This is a genomic window from uncultured Fretibacterium sp., assembly GCF_938040765.1.
In the GTDB taxonomy this organism is placed as follows: Bacteria; Synergistota; Synergistia; order Synergistales; family Aminobacteriaceae; genus CAJPSE01.
The window spans coordinates 17,892-32,564 of the sequence record NZ_CALIAA010000239.1 but is presented as its reverse complement, the minus strand read 5'-3'; the positions used below and the strand labels follow the sequence as shown (position 1 = coordinate 32,564).

At 68.3% G+C, this 14,673-nt stretch carries 16 protein-coding genes; all 16 read left to right on the top strand.

Annotated elements, in window-relative coordinates:
- Positions 1-204 (top strand): hypothetical protein (locus tag Q0176_RS08330; RefSeq protein ID WP_299301438.1); only part of this gene is annotated, 204 nt, incomplete at its 5' end.
- A protein-coding gene (gene prfB / locus Q0176_RS08325) for a peptide chain release factor 2 (protein ID WP_299301432.1) occupies positions 133-1,243 on the top strand; the annotation gives its coding sequence in 2 pieces (ribosomal slippage) (positions 133-201 and positions 203-1,243; 1,110 coding nt in all). The genes Q0176_RS08330 and prfB, both read left to right, overlap by 72 nt.
- Before the next feature lie 71 nt (positions 1,244-1,314).
- The gene (locus tag Q0176_RS08320; protein WP_299301430.1) at positions 1,315-3,123 is read left to right on the top strand and encodes a SpoIVB peptidase S55 domain-containing protein; all 1,809 of its coding nucleotides are present in this window, start codon (positions 1,315-1,317) and stop codon (positions 3,121-3,123) included.
- Positions 3,120-3,773 carry a dTMP kinase gene (gene tmk / locus Q0176_RS08315; RefSeq protein ID WP_299301427.1) on the top strand — a complete coding sequence of 218 codons (654 nt, stop codon included), beginning with the start codon at positions 3,120-3,122 and terminating at the stop codon, positions 3,771-3,773. Before Q0176_RS08320 ends, tmk begins: the two co-directional genes overlap by 4 nt.
- Positions 3,763-4,200, top strand: a complete 438-nt coding sequence (locus tag Q0176_RS08310; protein ID WP_299301424.1) for a DUF327 domain-containing protein — start codon at positions 3,763-3,765, stop codon at positions 4,198-4,200. Before tmk ends, Q0176_RS08310 begins: the two co-directional genes overlap by 11 nt.
- Positions 4,176-4,928, top strand: a complete 753-nt coding sequence (locus tag Q0176_RS08305; RefSeq protein WP_299301421.1) for a hypothetical protein — start codon at positions 4,176-4,178, stop codon at positions 4,926-4,928. Before Q0176_RS08310 ends, Q0176_RS08305 begins: the two co-directional genes overlap by 25 nt.
- Positions 4,900-6,339, top strand: coding sequence for a regulatory iron-sulfur-containing complex subunit RicT (gene ricT / locus Q0176_RS08300; RefSeq protein ID WP_366797379.1), 1,440 nt, complete (start codon positions 4,900-4,902; stop codon positions 6,337-6,339). The genes Q0176_RS08305 and ricT overlap by 29 nt, the downstream gene beginning before the upstream one ends.
- Positions 6,340-7,275, top strand: coding sequence for a signal recognition particle-docking protein FtsY (gene ftsY, locus Q0176_RS08295; protein WP_299301418.1), 936 nt, complete (start codon positions 6,340-6,342; stop codon positions 7,273-7,275).
- Positions 7,272-8,264 carry a hypothetical protein gene (locus Q0176_RS08290; protein WP_299301415.1) on the top strand — a complete coding sequence of 331 codons (993 nt, stop codon included), beginning with the start codon at positions 7,272-7,274 and terminating at the stop codon, positions 8,262-8,264. Before ftsY ends, Q0176_RS08290 begins: the two co-directional genes overlap by 4 nt.
- Complete coding sequence (locus tag Q0176_RS08285; protein ID WP_299301412.1) at positions 8,261-8,827, top strand: DUF4416 family protein; 567 nt, start codon at positions 8,261-8,263, stop codon at positions 8,825-8,827. Before Q0176_RS08290 ends, Q0176_RS08285 begins: the two co-directional genes overlap by 4 nt.
- An 81-nt stretch (positions 8,828-8,908) precedes the next feature.
- A complete protein-coding gene (purB, locus tag Q0176_RS08280; RefSeq protein ID WP_299301409.1) occupies positions 8,909-10,207 on the top strand; it encodes an adenylosuccinate lyase in 1,299 nt (432 codons plus the stop codon).
- A 13-nt stretch (positions 10,208-10,220) separates the two neighbouring features.
- Positions 10,221-11,114, top strand: coding sequence for a tyrosine-type recombinase/integrase (locus tag Q0176_RS08275; RefSeq protein ID WP_299301406.1), 894 nt, complete (start codon positions 10,221-10,223; stop codon positions 11,112-11,114).
- A gap of 77 nt (positions 11,115-11,191) precedes the next feature.
- On the top strand, positions 11,192-12,043 hold the full coding sequence (locus Q0176_RS08270; protein ID WP_299301403.1) for a purine-nucleoside phosphorylase: 852 nt from the start codon (positions 11,192-11,194) through the stop codon (positions 12,041-12,043).
- A 19-nt stretch (positions 12,044-12,062) separates the two neighbouring features.
- Positions 12,063-12,995 (top strand): M23 family metallopeptidase, encoded by a 933-nt coding sequence (locus Q0176_RS08265; RefSeq protein WP_299301400.1) that lies wholly within the window; start codon positions 12,063-12,065, stop codon positions 12,993-12,995.
- A gap of 4 nt (positions 12,996-12,999) precedes the next feature.
- Positions 13,000-13,860, top strand: a complete 861-nt coding sequence (locus Q0176_RS08260) for an EamA family transporter (protein ID WP_299301397.1) — start codon at positions 13,000-13,002, stop codon at positions 13,858-13,860.
- Between the two features lie 307 nt (positions 13,861-14,167).
- Positions 14,168-14,557, top strand: a complete 390-nt coding sequence (locus Q0176_RS08255) for a PepSY domain-containing protein (RefSeq protein ID WP_299301394.1) — start codon at positions 14,168-14,170, stop codon at positions 14,555-14,557.
- Positions 14,558-14,673: the final 116 nt, after the last annotated feature.

The following is a 14,673-nucleotide window of genomic DNA, read 5'->3' as shown; positions in this document are numbered from 1 at the left end:
GCGGCGGCCCCGGCAAGCTTTTTCCTCAAAACAGGCAAGCTGGGGTACCACCGGGGTGCTTCATGGATTAAATCAGCGTTTCCCTATATCCCTAAACGGGCGGAGGTCCGCCCCAGCTTTGGAGGAATGGATATGATTGTCGCGAACGTGTCGGTATTGGAGGAACTGCGGGCCCTGAAGCGGGAACTGCAGGACAGCCTTTGACCTGCCTGCGCTGAGAGGACGGGCGAATGAGCTGGAGCGGGCGACCTCGGCCCCGGACTTCTGGTCTCGCGAGGGGAACCAGGACGTCCTGAAGGAGCTCTCGTCGGTCAACGGGCGTCTCTCGGAGTGGGAGAAGGTCGCGTCCGAGCTGGATGACCTGGAGGTCCTGGAGGAGATGTTGCGGGAGGGCGACGACGCCGAGCTCCAGGGGGAGTTCGAGCGGCGCGCGGAGGAGCTGCGCCGGGCGCTGGAGCGCCACAAGCTCCTGATCCTGCTGGACGAGGACTACGATACGTCCAACGCTATCCTGACGGTGCACGCCGGGTCCGGAGGGCTGGACTCCCAGGACTGGGCGGAGATGCTGCTCAGGATGTACCTGCGCTACGCGGAGCGCGAGGGATTGAAGGCCACGGTGCTGGAGGCCGCGTCCGACGAGGAGGCGGGGATCAAGAGCGCCACGGTGATGGTGGAGGGCGACCACGCCTACGGCTTTCTGAAGGCGGAGAAGGGAGTGCACCGCCTGGTGCGCATCTCGCCGTTCGACTCCGCGCATCGGCGGCACACCAGCTTCGCGTCGGTGGGGGTGTCGCCGGAGTTCCCCGACGATGTGGACGTGGAGGTGCGCCCCGAGGACCTGCGGGTGGATACCTTCCGGGCCAGCGGCGCGGGCGGGCAGTACGTCAACCGGACGGACTCCGCCGTCCGCATTACCCATATTCCGACGGGGATCGTGGTCAGCTGCCAGAACGAGCGGTCCCAGCACATGAACCGCCAAGTGGCGATGCACGTGCTGCGGAGCAAGCTCTACGAGCTGGCGCTGCAGGAGCGTCAGGACGAGCTGGCCTCCGTGGTCGGGGACAAGAAGGAGAGCACGTGGGGCAGCCAGATCCGTTCCTACGTGCTGCATCCCTACACCCTGGCCAAGGACCACCGCACCGGGGTCGAGAAGGGCAACGTCCAGGCCGTCCTGGACGGGGACCTGAACGATTTCATCATGGGCTACCTGCGCTGGCACGCGCGGGGCGAAAGGGACGCGTAGCCGTTCGGGGGCCGGCACGGCCGGCGATCCCCGTCGTTCGTTTATCTGAATTGGGATGGAGTTGTTGTCTCTTGAATGGTCTTTCGATACGGCGCCTTGCCGCCGTCCTGCTCTGCGCCTGTGCCTGCTCGTGGGCCTGGAGCCCGGCATTTGGGGAGGCCCCCCGGACCGCGCCCGTTGAAATCCCCAAGCCCCTCGTCCCCTTCGTCCCCGAGCAGCCGATCGTCTCCGCGGGAGCGTTGAGGGCCGGGATGAGGGGCTATCTGCTCACGGTCCTCAGGGGGACGCGCCCGGAGCGCCTGCCCCTGGAGGTCGTGGACGTCGTCCCCCAGAAAGGGGAGGTGAGCCGTTCCATCCTGGTCCGCCTCCTGCCGTCGGCGAACAATCGGGTGGGGGGCGTGGCCCAGGGAATGAGCGGGTCCCCGGTCTACATCGGGGGCAGGCTGGCCGGGGCCGTGGGGAGCGGATGGAGCTTCAGCGATCACAATCTGGCGCTGGTCACGCCCATCGAGGACATGTGCGCGGTCTTCTCCCGTCCCGACAGGCCCGCGCGTCCATTGGGCAGGGGGCCCTCGCCGCGCGGATCGGGCTCCGTCGCACCGCTCTCGGTGGCGGGGCTCGATGGGAGGTCCGCGGAGCGCCTGGCCCATGTCCTGGGCGTCGCCGTGGAGCCCACTCCAGCCGGCGCCTCGAAGGCCCTGGAGGTCGTGCCGGGCAGGCTCTCGCCCGGGGAGGCCGTGGCGGCCCTCCTGGTCTGGGGGGACGTCGAGGTCGGCGCAACGGGAACCGTCACGGCGACCGCCAGGGACGGGCGTTTTCTGGCCTTCGGGCATCCCTTCCTGGAGCGCGGGGCCGTGAACTTTCCTGCGGCCCGGGCCCGCATCCACGAGACGATTCCCAGCCAGGCCTTTCCGTTCAAGCTCGCGAGCCCCGTCTCGCTCGTCGGCACGGTGACTCAGGACCGGGCCGCGGGCATCGGCGGCAGGACGGATTTCTTCACCCCATCGGTCTCCGCCGCCCTGGCCTTCACGGACGCCGATCAGGGAGGGCTGCGGACGGTCCGGAACTTCCGCGTCGTCCCGGATGCCTTTTTGGGGGGACGCCTGCTGCAGGGAGTTTTCTCCGGCCTGATGGACGACATCTGGCGGCGCAGGGGGCAGGGCACCATGACCGTGAACCTGCGCATCGACGGCCGGGGGGTGGACAGGGGATGGGCCCGGAAAAACGTATTCTTCTCCGAGGACGACGTCTCCTCGGCGGCGCTCCGCGAGGCCGCGAGGATATGGGACCTCTTCCTGCTCCAGCCCTTCGCGGACGGGATGCCCATCGGGTTCCGTCTCGAGGTCGAGGCCACGGAGGAGCCCAGGGTCCTGTTCATCGAGGACGTGAACGTCTCCTCCGACGCGCAGCCCGGCGACACCCTGAACGTCGGGGTGACGCTGCGCCCCTGGCGCAAACGGCCCGTGCACAAGAGCTTCACCCTCACCGTGCCGAAGGAGGCGTCCGGGACGTGCGAGCTCCTGGTCCGCGGCGGCGGGATCAACTCCCTGCCCCAGCTGGCGCTGGAGGGAGGCTGGAAGTCCATCGACAGCCTGGACCGGATGCTGACGGAGGTCGGGGCCATGGACGCCAACAACGAGCTGGTCCTGGAGCTGCTCTGCGACCCCAACGTCATCAAGGCCGCCAAGGATGGCCCCCGCAGCGATGACCGCCGCGGTGGTTCCTCCGACCTGCTGCCCGAGGAACGGGAGTTCCTGAGCGAGACGAAGGCCCGAAGGATCCGGGAGGGGACCCTGAGGATATCGCGCTCGGACTACTTCGTCGACGGGATGATGAAGCGTCTGATTACGGTGAAGGGGGAGGACGAGGGGGAACAATGAGGGGCCGCGGGCTCTGCGTCACGCGCGGGCTCTTTATCACGATAGAGGGGCTTGACGGCTGCGGAAAGAGCACGCAGGCCGCCCGCCTGGCCGACTGGCTCGAGGCGCGGACGGGGCGCGGGGTGCTGCGCACGTTCGAGCCCGGGGGCTGGGGCGGCGGAGCGCTGCGCTCCCTGATCCTGGCCGGGGACGTCCCGGACGACCGCACGGAGCTGCTGCTCTTCCTGGCGGACCGCAGCGGGCACCTGGCCTCCGTCGTGCTGCCCGCGCTCTCCGAGGGGCGGATCGTCCTGTGCGAGCGCTACTCGGACTCCACCCTGGCCTATCAGGTCTGGGGCCGGGGCCTGTCCGAGGCGTTCGTCGCCTCGCTGATCGCGTCCTGCGGCTTTCTCGCGCCCGACCTGACGGTGCTGCTGGATATCGACGCCGGGACGGCGGAGCGCCGCCTGGGGGGCCGGGGCGGCGCCGACCGCATCGAGTCCGCAGGGAGCGCGTTCATGGCGCGCGTCGCCGAGGGGTACCGGGAGCTGGCCCGGCGCAGCCCGGAGCGGATCGTCGCCGTGGATGCCGCCGGCACGGAGGACGAGGTCGGGGCCCGGATCGAATCGGCCCTCCTGAACCCCTTGGAGGAACGGCTCCGTGCGGGTTAAGAGGAGCGGGGAGGGGACGAAGGGCAGGGTGGAGTACGGCGCCGGGGGCGGCGGACGCCATCCTGCGGTGCCGGGGACGGTCTCCGCCGGGCCGTCCTTCGCCCTGGCCATGGAGGAGACGGAGGTCCGCGCGCTCCTGGACCGACTCGACGCCGTTGCGGCCAGGCTCTCGGTCTTTCCGGCCGAGCGCCTGATCTCGGAGTACCGGTCGATCCTGACGGAACTGCTCCGGCGGGCCATGAAGGGCTTCAGCCTCAGGCGCGACCTCCGCTGGCGCAAGACCGACCGCACGATGTTCGTCACCCTGGAACGGGCCGAGTCCGCTATGGAGGAGCTCGAGGACGCCTTCCGCAGGGAGGGGGACCGGAGCCGGGCGATAGCTCTGCTGGAGGAGATCAAGGGATGCCTGGTGTCGCTTCTCCTGTGACGCCCGCCCCCTTCTCGGGGCTTCCGTCCTGGCGTGCCCTGGTGAGGGAGTTCGAGGCGGGGGACGTGCCGCACTGCCGGGCGGTCTCCGCGCCGGCCGCGTGGCATGGAGCGCTCCTGGAGGCCCTGGCCGGGCTTTATCTCTCCGGCAGGCCCGACGGAGGACCGGTCGGGGAGGGGCATCCGGACCTGCTCGTCGCGGGGGAGGCTGGGAAGGCCCCCAATATCGAGGTCTGCCGGTCGCTGATTCAGGACCTGGCCCTCAAGCCGGTTCTCGCCGTGCGGCGCCTTGGCGTCGTGATGGCGGCCGACCGGCTGCTCCTGCCCGCGGCGAACAGCCTGCTGAAGCTGGCCGAGGAGCCCCCATCCCACGCCTGCATCCTCTTTCTTCTGGAGGGGTGCGCCCTGCTGCCCACGCTGCGCAGCCGGGCCCGTTTCACGGTGCTGGCCGGACCGATGGAGGTCCTGGCCGCACCGCCGCCCCGGGGCGGGGTGGAGTGGCTGCGCTGGGTGGAGGGGGCGAAGGACGCGGCGGGGATCGCCGCGGACCTGGCGTCGTGGGCGGCCCACGCGTTCCGATCGGGGGACGTGGAGCGCGCCGCGCGGATCGACCGGCTCAGGGTGATTGCCGAGGCGGGGAAGCTCTCCGTCCCGGCGCTCTGCGATCTTTTGACTTTGGCACTCAGGGAGGAACTTCCTTTTGAGCATTTATTTGGCGACTTTCGGTAAGCTGCGTTACCTTGGCCTGGCCGAGGTTCCCGATGACGCCGCGTCGGAGACCCGATGGATCCTTATCCGAACGGTCAGGGGCCTGGAGATGGGGCTTCTGGGAGGCCCCCTCTCCCAGGAACAGGAGGCGAAGTACCGCGCGTCCTGCATCGAGGACGGCAGCGGGGAGCATACCCGCGGCCCGGAGCCCATGCTGCAGGAGGTCGAGTACGTAGGGAACGCGGATGCCGATCGGATCGAGGAGTATTACCGGTGCCGGGGCGACGAAGATTCGGTCCTGCTGCGCAGCCGGGAGATCCTGGTCTCCCACGGGCTCCAGATGAAGCTGGTGGACGTCGAGTTTCTTCTGGACCGCAAGAAGCTCTTCTTCTACTTCACCTCGGAGCAGCGCGTCGACTTCCGCGGCTACGTCCGCGACCTCGCCAGGGAGTTCCGGACCCGCATCGAGATGCGGCAGATCGGCGTCCGGGACGAGGCCCGCGTCGTGAGCGGCATCGGGCCCTGCGGCAGGCCCTGCTGCTGCAGCTATTGGCTGCACCGGTTCACACCCATCTGCATCCGCATGGTCAAGGAGCAGAACCTGGCCCTGAACCCGACGAAGATATCCGGCATCTGCGGGCGTCTGATGTGCTGCATGGCCTATGAGCACCCCCTCTACAGCGCGCTCTGGAAGTCCCTGCCCAGCCCGGGGGCCAAGATCAGAACGGAGAATGGGACCTACGTCCTCGACAGCGTGGACCTCGCCTCGGAGTCCGTCCGGGTGCGATTCCCCAACGGGCACCTCGTCCCGGTCTCCATCGCGGAGTTCCCGGATTTCAGGGAGGCAGTTCTGCAGGGGCAGGACTGGGGGGGCGAGGCCGCGGCTTTGGCTGCGGCCCCGCGGTTCGCTCCCGGAGCACAGAGGCGGGGGGCGGGGGCCAGGAAGGATACCGGAGCCGGGAGGACGGAGACCCGTCCGGCGGCTTCCCGTCCGATGGACCGCCGGGGCAAGCCGGAGAAGGTATCCCTGGACGAACATCTGGCGAGCATTGCGGGGCGGGAGCCCGGCCGTCCCGTGTCCGACCTGCCCGAGTCCGCGGAGCGGGAGGCCCCCGGGAACGGAGAGCAGAGCGCCGCGCCGAAGAAGCGGCGGCGGCGCAAGAGCGGAGGGGCCGCCCGTGGCGACGCTCCGGCCCAGGGCCCGTCGGCGTCCCCGGCGGTCGAGGGGGCGGAGGAGAAGGGGACCAGGCCCAATCGACCCCCTCGCCGCCGGCCGGAACGTCAGGACAGGCCGGGGACGGGGAACGAGCCGCCGGGCGGCGATGAGTCCCGCGGGGAGGAGTCGGGCCGCCCGAGGCGGCGGCGCCGGCCGGATCGGCGTCCCCGAGAGCGTCAGGATGGCGGCGGGGATACGGGGAAAGGGGAGGCATGAATGGCATTTTTCGCGAGCTTGAAGGACAGCCTCAGGGGGGTCAAGGAACGCTGGAGCGGGGGGATCGCCTCGCTCTTCTCGGGGGCCGCCTTCGACGATGCTTTCTGGGAGGAGCTCGAGGAGCGCCTGATCGCGGGGGACGTCGGCGCGGAGTTCTCGGAGGAGCTGACCTCTGCCCTCAGGCGGGAGGCGAAACAACGAGGGATCTCCTCACCGGAGGCCCTGAAGGACGTTTTCGTGTCGCTGATCTCCGAGGAGCTGCTCTCCGTCCCCGGGATGGGGCAGCCCTTCGAGCCGGGTGAGGGCGGCGTGCCCCTGGTCCTCCTGATGGTCGGCATCAACGGGAGCGGAAAGACGACCTCGGCGGGCAAGCTCGCCGCGCAGTTCCTGAAGCGGGGAAAGCGCGTCGTCATGGCGGCGGCGGACACCTTCCGGGCCGCGGCCATCGAGCAGCTTCAGGTCTGGGGCGAGCGCGCCGGGGTGCGGGTCGTCGCCCAGAGTCAGGGCAGCGATCCGGCGGCCGTGGCCTTCGACGCCTGGCAGGCCGCCCGGTCCTCGGATGCCGACGTCCTGATTGTGGACACGGCGGGGCGTCTGCACGCAAAACACAACCTCATGGAGGAGCTCCGCAAGATTCACCGCGTCCTCGAGCGGGAGGCGGGGAGCGAGCGGCTTCGGACCGTCCTCGTCCTGGACTCCGTGCTGGGCCAGAACTCCGTGGCGCAGGCCGAGACCTTCAACGCGATGCTGCCCCTCTCCGCCGTCATCCTGACCAAGTACGACAACACGGCCAAGGGCGGGGTGGTCCTCTCCATCGCCCGCAAGCTCAAGGTCCCGGTGCGCTACATCGGCCTGGGCGAGGGGACGGACGACCTCAGTCCCTTCGACCCCCGGGAGTTCGCCGCCGCACTGATGGAAGGCGGGACCCCCCGATGAACGACTCCCCGGAGGAGCTCCTGCTCTCCCTGTCGCCGGGTTCGACGCTCCTGGTGCTGCTGCGCACCCTCTACCGCCTGCTTCTCGACTACGGGGCCCTGTGGCCCGACGGCTCCGAACAGGCGTTCGTGTTCCACAAGGATCAGCTTGTCGCCCTGATCGAGCGAGGACAGTCCGAGGCGCTCGTCCGGGACCTGCCGCGCCTGGCCGACGAGGGGCTGATCCGCCCCGTCGGTCCCGGGGAGGAGGGCGAGGGGGCTCAAGCCCTCCTCGTCGAGCGCCGCGGGGCCCGAGTTCTTCCCCTTGCGGAGGCGGCCGCGCCGTGGGAGCCGAAGTTCCCCGAGTGGTGGGAGGCCCCGCTGCCCTTTGCCCTCTGCGCGAGGGGCCGGATGCGGATCAACCGAACCGCCGCCCTGATGTTCGGGACCGACCTGGAGCGCCTGAGCGTCGCGGATCTGCCCGAGAAGGACGAGTTCATCGTCGACCTCGAGGGGCGGGATCCTCCGTGCTTTCTCGCCTTCCGCCGGCTGGAGCCGGACATCTTCATCCTGGAGGACTGCACCGGGGACCTGATGGAGGCTCAGGACATCTCGTGGTGGGCCGGGCTCGGCCGGGCCTGGGTCGCCTCCATCGAGAAGGAGGGGCGGACATGGCACCGCGAGGAGGACGCCCTTCCCGAGGGGTTCGCGGGCCAGGCCTGGCCCTGCGAGTGGGAGGGGCGTTTCCTGGGCTGGCTCTGCGTGGAGGGGCCGGCGGCATCGGACGGAGGGGAGCCGGACGCTCCCCCGATTCCCCGCAAAAAGCCCCGTGCGCGCCGTTCGCCTCCCAAGCGGGAGGACGAGGTGCTGAAGGCCATCGGGCCGCAGACGATGGGGCTTTTGGCCCCGGGGCGGGTGCTCGACGAACCGGGGGAGGGAAGCAGCTCCTCGGGCGAAGGGCAGCCTGCGGCGCGGAGGGCCGGCGAGAGGACGCGGGGACGGACGCCGTGAGCGATCCGGTTCGGGGCGCGGGGCCCTTGGTGAAGCGCATCGCCGGGGTGCTCTACCCCGCCTCGGAGGCGGAGCGCTTCGCCTGGGTCCTGGACGAGGCGAAGCGCCTCTGGGGGGAGCCGGACCTCATCGGCGAGCCCATACCCTTTACGCTGACGGACTACTACCGGGACATCGCGCCGTGTCTGATGCGGCGCTTCATCTGTTTTCGGGGGCTTGCGGATGCCGGGGGGCTTGCGGACTGGAAACGCGCGGCCTGTGCCCTGGAGGCCCGGAGCCGGACCCCGCGCGCGGTCAACGTCGATCCCGGATACGTCGACGGCGCCCGACTCGTGCTGGCCTCCACGAAGGACCATGCGCACCGCATATGGCTTCGGGACGGCATCTACGCCGAGGTGACGCTGCGCTTCCGGTTCGGCGGCTGGCGGAGCTTCGATTACACGTTCCCCGACTTCCGGGGCGGGTGCTACGACGCGTTCCTGACGGAGACCCGCCGTCTCTGGCTGGCGGAGACGGCGCACCTCCGCCGGAGGCAGGGGGGAGCCCGAAGGAGCCCCGAATGAAGGCATCCGAATGAAGTTTCTAAGGAAACGCTGATTCAATCGGCACTTTCCTGTAAGTTTTTCCCGATTGGAGGGTTCCCAATGATCGAGCGCTACACGACGAAGGAGATGGCCCGGCTTTGGAGCGAGGAGAACCGCCTCTCCGTCATGCTGGACGTGGAGCTGGCCGTCTGCCGCGCCTGGTGCGGACTGGGCCGGATCCCGGAGGACGCCCTGCGGGATATCCTGGCTGGGGCCCGTTTCTCCGTGGAGCGGGTCCGGGAGATCGAGAGCGAGGTCCAGCACGACGTCGTCGCCTTCGTGAGCGCGGTGGCGGAGAACGTCGGAGAGAACGGGCGGTATTTGCACCTGGGCCTGACGAGCAGCGACGTGCTGGATACGGCGAGCTCCGTCATGCTTCGGGACTCCCTGGAGCTGACGGTTTCGGCGGCTCGGGAGCTGGACGCCTCGGTGCTGGACCTGGCGCGGCGGTACAAGCATCTGCCCTGCATCGGGCGCACGCACGGAATCCACGCGGAGCCGACGACCCTGGGCCTGAAGTTCCTGAATTGGCATTCCGAGCTGAAGCGCGACCTGGAGCGTCTGGAGCTGGCGAAACAGCACATCGCGGTCGGAAAGATATCGGGTGCGGTGGGGACCTACGCGCTCTGTCCCCCGGAGCTCGAGGTCCGGGTCTGCGCGCTTTTGGGCCTGACTCCCGCGGAGGTCTCCAACCAGATCCTCCAGCGGGACCGGCACGCCGAGGTGCTGAACGCGCTGGCCCTCCTGGGGTGCGCGATGGAGCGGATGGCGACCGAGGTCCGGCACCTCCAGCGCACGGAGGTCGGGGAGGCCTTCGAGCCCTTCGGCAGGGGACAGAAGGGCTCGAGTGCGATGCCCCACAAGCGGAACCCCATCAAGTGCGAGCGCATCTGCGGCATGGCGCGCCTGCTGCGGGGCTGCGCCCAGACGGGGATGGAGAACGTGGCCCTCTGGCACGAGCGGGACATCAGCCACTCCTCGACGGAGCGCGTCCTGTGGCCGGACGCCTTCAACCTCGTCCACTTCATGCTGCGCGACATGACGAACATCCTGCGGGGCCTGACCGTGGACGAGGCGCGGGTCCGCGGGAACATCGACCTCACGGGCGGCCTGGTCTACAGCCAGCGGGTCCTGACCTTCCTGCTCGACGAGCTGAACCTCTCGCGCGAGGCGGCCTATGCGGTCGTCCAGGAGAACGCGATGCGCACGGCCCGGGGCGAGGGGCGTTTCCCGGACCTGCTGCTGCGGGACGGGCGCATCCAGGGACTTGTGGAGCCGGAACGCCTCGAGGCCCTCTTCGAGAACGGGTTCTACCTGCGGCACGTGGACGCGATCTTCGACCGCTTCGCGAAGGACTGACGGAGCGCCCCCCTTGGACCGGCGCACGGCTGAGAGCAGGGTCGGTCAATTCCGCCTCTATCTGCTGGCGGAACGGGGCCGCAGCCCCCATACCGCGGAGAGCTACGTCTCGGACCTCCGCCAGTGGCTCCGGTTCTGCGACGGGGCGGGATGCCCGCCCTACCCGCCCTCCCTCGACGACGTCGCCGCCTTCCGCCGGGGCCTCGCGGCCGAGGGCAAGGCCCGCTCGACGCAGCAGCGCGCGGTCGCGGCGATCCGTTCCTGGATACGCTTCGTCGAGATGGAGGAGGGAAGCGAGGAGGAGCTGCCCCTGCCGGAGCTCCCCCGCAGGACCCGGAAGGAGCCCCGCATCCTGAACGAGGCGGAGATCGGACGTCTGCTGGACGCCTGCCGCGGCCCGCGGCCTCTGGACGTGCGGGACCTCGCCATCGTCGAGCTGGGGTATGGCTGTGGCCTGAGGGCCAGCGAGCTCTGCGGGCTGGAGGTCGCGGACCTGGACTTCGACTCCCGGCTGCTGCGGACCCTCGGCAAGGGGAGCAAGGCGCGGGTCGTTCCCTTTCTGGGGGCGGCGGCGCGGAGCGTCCGGCTCTACCTGGACTCCGCGCGTCACGACCTGAACCGACTCGGGGACGGGCACGTGTTCCTGTCCCGCCTGGGCCGTCCCCTGCGCCGCGAGGACCTCTGGCGCATCCTGAGGCGCCGGGGCGCGGCGGCGGGCATCGCACGGTCCCGCCTGTATCCGCACATCCTGCGGCACAGCTTCGCGACGCACCTGCTGGCCCGGGGGATGGACATGCGGACGCTCCAGGAGATGCTGGGGCACGCGTCGATCATGACGACGCAGGTCTACGCCCACTTCGACCGCGAGATGCGGACGGAGTACGACCGCTTTCACCCCAGGGCGTGAGGAGGGACTTTTTTGCTTTTTCTGTCGATTTTCCAGGCCCGAGGGCCTTTGATGGAGCCGGAAGGAGTGTTGTTTGAATGATGGACGATGAACTGTGCGGTTACGACCGCGCCATGAAGGCGCTCGATTGTCTGTGCCGTGCGGCCGGGGACTTCAAGCCCCGCGCGGCCGTGGTCCTGGGGTCCGGCCTGGGGGCCGTCGCCGACGAGGTAGAGGATGCCCGCATCCTGTCCGCGGCGGAGATCCCCGGATGGCCGCTCTCCACGGCGCCCGGCCACGCCGGACGCGTGGTGATGGGGATGCTCGAGGGGTGCCCGGTAATCCTGCTGCAGGGCCGCGTGCACTGTTACGAGGGCTATTCCATGCGGGAGGTTACCTTTCCCGTCCGGGTGCTCGGGATGATGGGTGTTCGGCAGTACGTGGCCACGAACGCCTCGGGCGGGGTCAACCCCGAGCTGGTGCCGGGCGATATCGCCGCGGTTCGGGACCACATCAACCTGATGGGGGCCAACCCCCTTGTCGGGCCCTCCGAGCCGCGGTGGAACGTGCGCTTTCCCGACATGACCCACGCCTACAGCCCGCGGCTCCTGGAGCTTCTGGATATGGCTGCGGCAGGGGCCGGCCTGACCCTGAAGCGGGGGGTTTACGCGGCCTTCATGGGCCCCTCCTACGAGACGCCGGCGGAGGTGCGCATGGCCCGTACCCTCGGGGCGGACCTCGTGGGCATGTCCACGGTGCCCGAGGTCGTCGTCGCGAACGCCATGGGGATGGAGACCGCCGTGCTCTCCTGCGTGGCGAACAGGGCCTCGGGGATGGGGGACGAGCACCTTACGGAGGAGGAAGTGCTTCGGGTGATGGCGGAGTCGTCGCGTTCCCTGGCGCTGCTGATCCGGGGGTTGCTGCGCGCCCTGGCCTCCGGCGGCCGCTAGTCCGTCCGGGTGCGCGGGGATGAAAAACCTCGAGAGGGGGTTCCCGGGTTCTTCGTGGGGCCTGGGAATCCTTTTCTGGCTTCTGCTCTGTTGCCCGGCCTGGGGCAGCGCGTTCGTGACCTTTCCGTCGAACTGGGATGTCGGGCAGGCATTCGCCCTGTCCCTCTCCTCGGCCGTGGAGTACCGGAACCCCTCGGTGACCTGGCTGGGCCGGACGGTCTCGCTGGATGTGGAACAGGGCGGGGAGGGCTATGTCTCCTACGGCCTGCTGGGCTCCTACGTCCGCGACATCAAGCCGGGCGAGTACCCGCTGGTCTTCGAGTTCATCCAGAACGGGCAGAGGATCAGGGTTACGGGCACGGTGCGCCTCGTGGCCCGGAAGTACCCCGAGGAGCACCTCAAGGTCAGCCCGAAGATGGTCTTTCCCTCCAAGGTCGATCAGCCTCGGATCAAGAGGGAGGCGGCGCTCGCCGCAGCGGCCAAGAGGACGATGACGGTAAAGCGGTTCTGGTCGACCCCGCCGCAGTACCCGATCCGCAGCGTCGTCACCAGCAGCTACGGGTTTCGGCGCGTCTACAACGGGACGCCGCGGAGCCCCCACGCCGGGACGGATTTTCGGGCCGCGGTGGGGACCCCGGTCGCGGCGCCGTTCTCCGGGACCGTCGTCCTGACGGGCGACCATTACTACGCCGGCAAGAGCATCTACGTGGACTCCGGGAACGGCGTGCTCAGCGTGTTCTTTCACCTGAGCGAGATCGGAGTGAAGAAGGGCGATCGGGTGAAGAAGGGCCAGATCGTGGGGAAAAGCGGCGCGACGGGGCGCATCACGGGCCCGCATCTGCACTACGGCCTGTGTCTGGCGGGGCAGTACGTCGATCCGTTCCCCCTGTTCAGTACGAACATCGCCGCGATGCTGAACGGGATGGAGCGCGAGGAGATCGATACGGACTGAGGCCGTGTGGATCCTCTTGGCGTTCGCCTCGGCGTTCTTCGCGGGGGTGACGTCCGTTCTGGCGAAGTGCGGCGTTCGGAGGACGGATTCCACCGTCGCGACGGCCATTCGTACCGTCGTCGTCCTGCTCTTCTCGCTGCTGATGGTTTTCGTCGCCGGTTCGCAGTCGCAGATCGGCCGGATCGGCGGAAGGACGCTGCTGTTCCTGGTGCTGTCGGGCCTCGCGACTGGCGCGTCCTGGCTGTGCTATTTTCGCGCCCTGCAACTCGGAACCGTCAACGAGGTCACCCCCGTCGACAAGTCGAGTACGATCGTGACCATCGTGATGGCGTCCCTGTTCCTGAACGAGGGGATTGGCCCCGTCAAGGCGGCGGGCATCGTGATGATGGGCGTGGGGACGTTTCTGATGATCGAGAGGAAGGACGTGAGTCCCGGACCGGACGGGGGGATGGGCTGGCTTCCCTGCGCCGTGGGCTCCGCCGTGTTCGCCGGCCTGACGGCCGTCCTGGGAAAGGTCGGCATCTCCGGTGTGGAGTCCAACCTGGGCACGGCGATACGCACGGCTGTCGTGCTGGCCGCCGCTTGGGGCATGGTGGGGATCACGGGGAAGTGGAGCATGGTCCGGGGGATCCCGAGAGGGGAGCTTGCCTTCATCTGTCTGTCGGGCCTGGCGACGGGCGGCTCCTGGCTCTGCTATTACAGGGCGCTGCAGGACGGTCCCGCCAGCGTCGTGGTCCCCATCGACAAGCTGAGCATCCTCGTCACGGTCGCCTTCTCCCGCCTGGTCCTCCATGAAAGGCTGTCCTCGAAAGCCGTCTGGGGCCTTGCGGCGGTCGTCGCGGGCACGCTGGTCCTGCTGCTCTGATATCCCCTCCGACCTTGGCCATTCGTACCCTTCAGCCCGTTCATCATCGGGGATCTTTTTCACAGTCCTTTGACGTAGGACTGCGTTTATTTTTTACCGCCCGGTATAATACTCGGAAGGCGAAAAAGTTCAGAAAAGATTCAGGTTTTCGCTATATGTTTTTAGAGGACCTCGTTGGCCTTGTCTGCGAAGAGGGAGATGAGGCGGATGGTCGAAGAGTGAAGCGTATAACGGGAGAGGCGGATTGGGGAAGGAACGACGTCCGAGGATTCTTTGATTTGCCTTATTTTTCGATGAGGAAGAGAGGATGAAAGACATGGAGAATGGGACAGTACACGAGAAACGGGATGGAACGATGAGGAGACTGTCTGTATCTTTGAAGGGGAAGAAAATTGCGGCGGCGGGTATTGCTGTGCTTTTGCTGGCCTCTGCCGTGATGCCGGCTGCCACGTTTGCCGGCGACGGTCGAGGCGAAAAGGCACGGATGGTGAAGATCACAGAGGATGAGGCCATCGCGATCGTCAGGAAACAGGCCAATCTGGGGCCCGACGCACAGATTCTTTCCGAGGGATTGGATTGGGAGGATGGGAGGCTGGTCTACGAGGTGGAGTATAAGGATGCCAATGGAAGGAAAATGGATGTGCTCGTGGACGCCCAGTCCGGGGCGATCGTCGAGTCCGAACTGGACGACGAGTAGTCAGCCGGAAGAAAGGGCCGAGTCTACCCAGCCGGGTTGCGAATATGATGATACTGCTCCCCGGAGGCGAGACAGCGGATTCGAGGAAGAAGCGAATATAATTTAGTGCCCCTCTG

Excerpts from the sequence above, each read along its gene's own strand:
- tmk (WP_299301427.1), top strand. The coding sequence starts at position 3,120 with ATGAGGGGCCGCGGGCTCTGCGTCACGCGCGGGCTCTTTATCACGATA.
- Q0176_RS08305 (WP_299301421.1), top strand. The coding sequence starts at position 4,176 with ATGCCTGGTGTCGCTTCTCCTGTGACGCCCGCCCCCTTCTCGGGGCTT.
- ftsY (WP_299301418.1), top strand. The coding sequence starts at position 6,340 with ATGGCATTTTTCGCGAGCTTGAAGGACAGCCTCAGGGGGGTCAAGGAA.
- Q0176_RS08290 (WP_299301415.1), top strand. The coding sequence starts at position 7,272 with ATGAACGACTCCCCGGAGGAGCTCCTGCTCTCCCTGTCGCCGGGTTCG.
- purB (WP_299301409.1), top strand. The coding sequence starts at position 8,909 with ATGATCGAGCGCTACACGACGAAGGAGATGGCCCGGCTTTGGAGCGAG.
- Q0176_RS08270 (WP_299301403.1), top strand. The coding sequence starts at position 11,192 with ATGATGGACGATGAACTGTGCGGTTACGACCGCGCCATGAAGGCGCTC.
- Q0176_RS08265 (WP_299301400.1), top strand. The coding sequence starts at position 12,063 with ATGAAAAACCTCGAGAGGGGGTTCCCGGGTTCTTCGTGGGGCCTGGGA.
- Q0176_RS08255 (WP_299301394.1), top strand. The coding sequence starts at position 14,168 with ATGAAAGACATGGAGAATGGGACAGTACACGAGAAACGGGATGGAACG.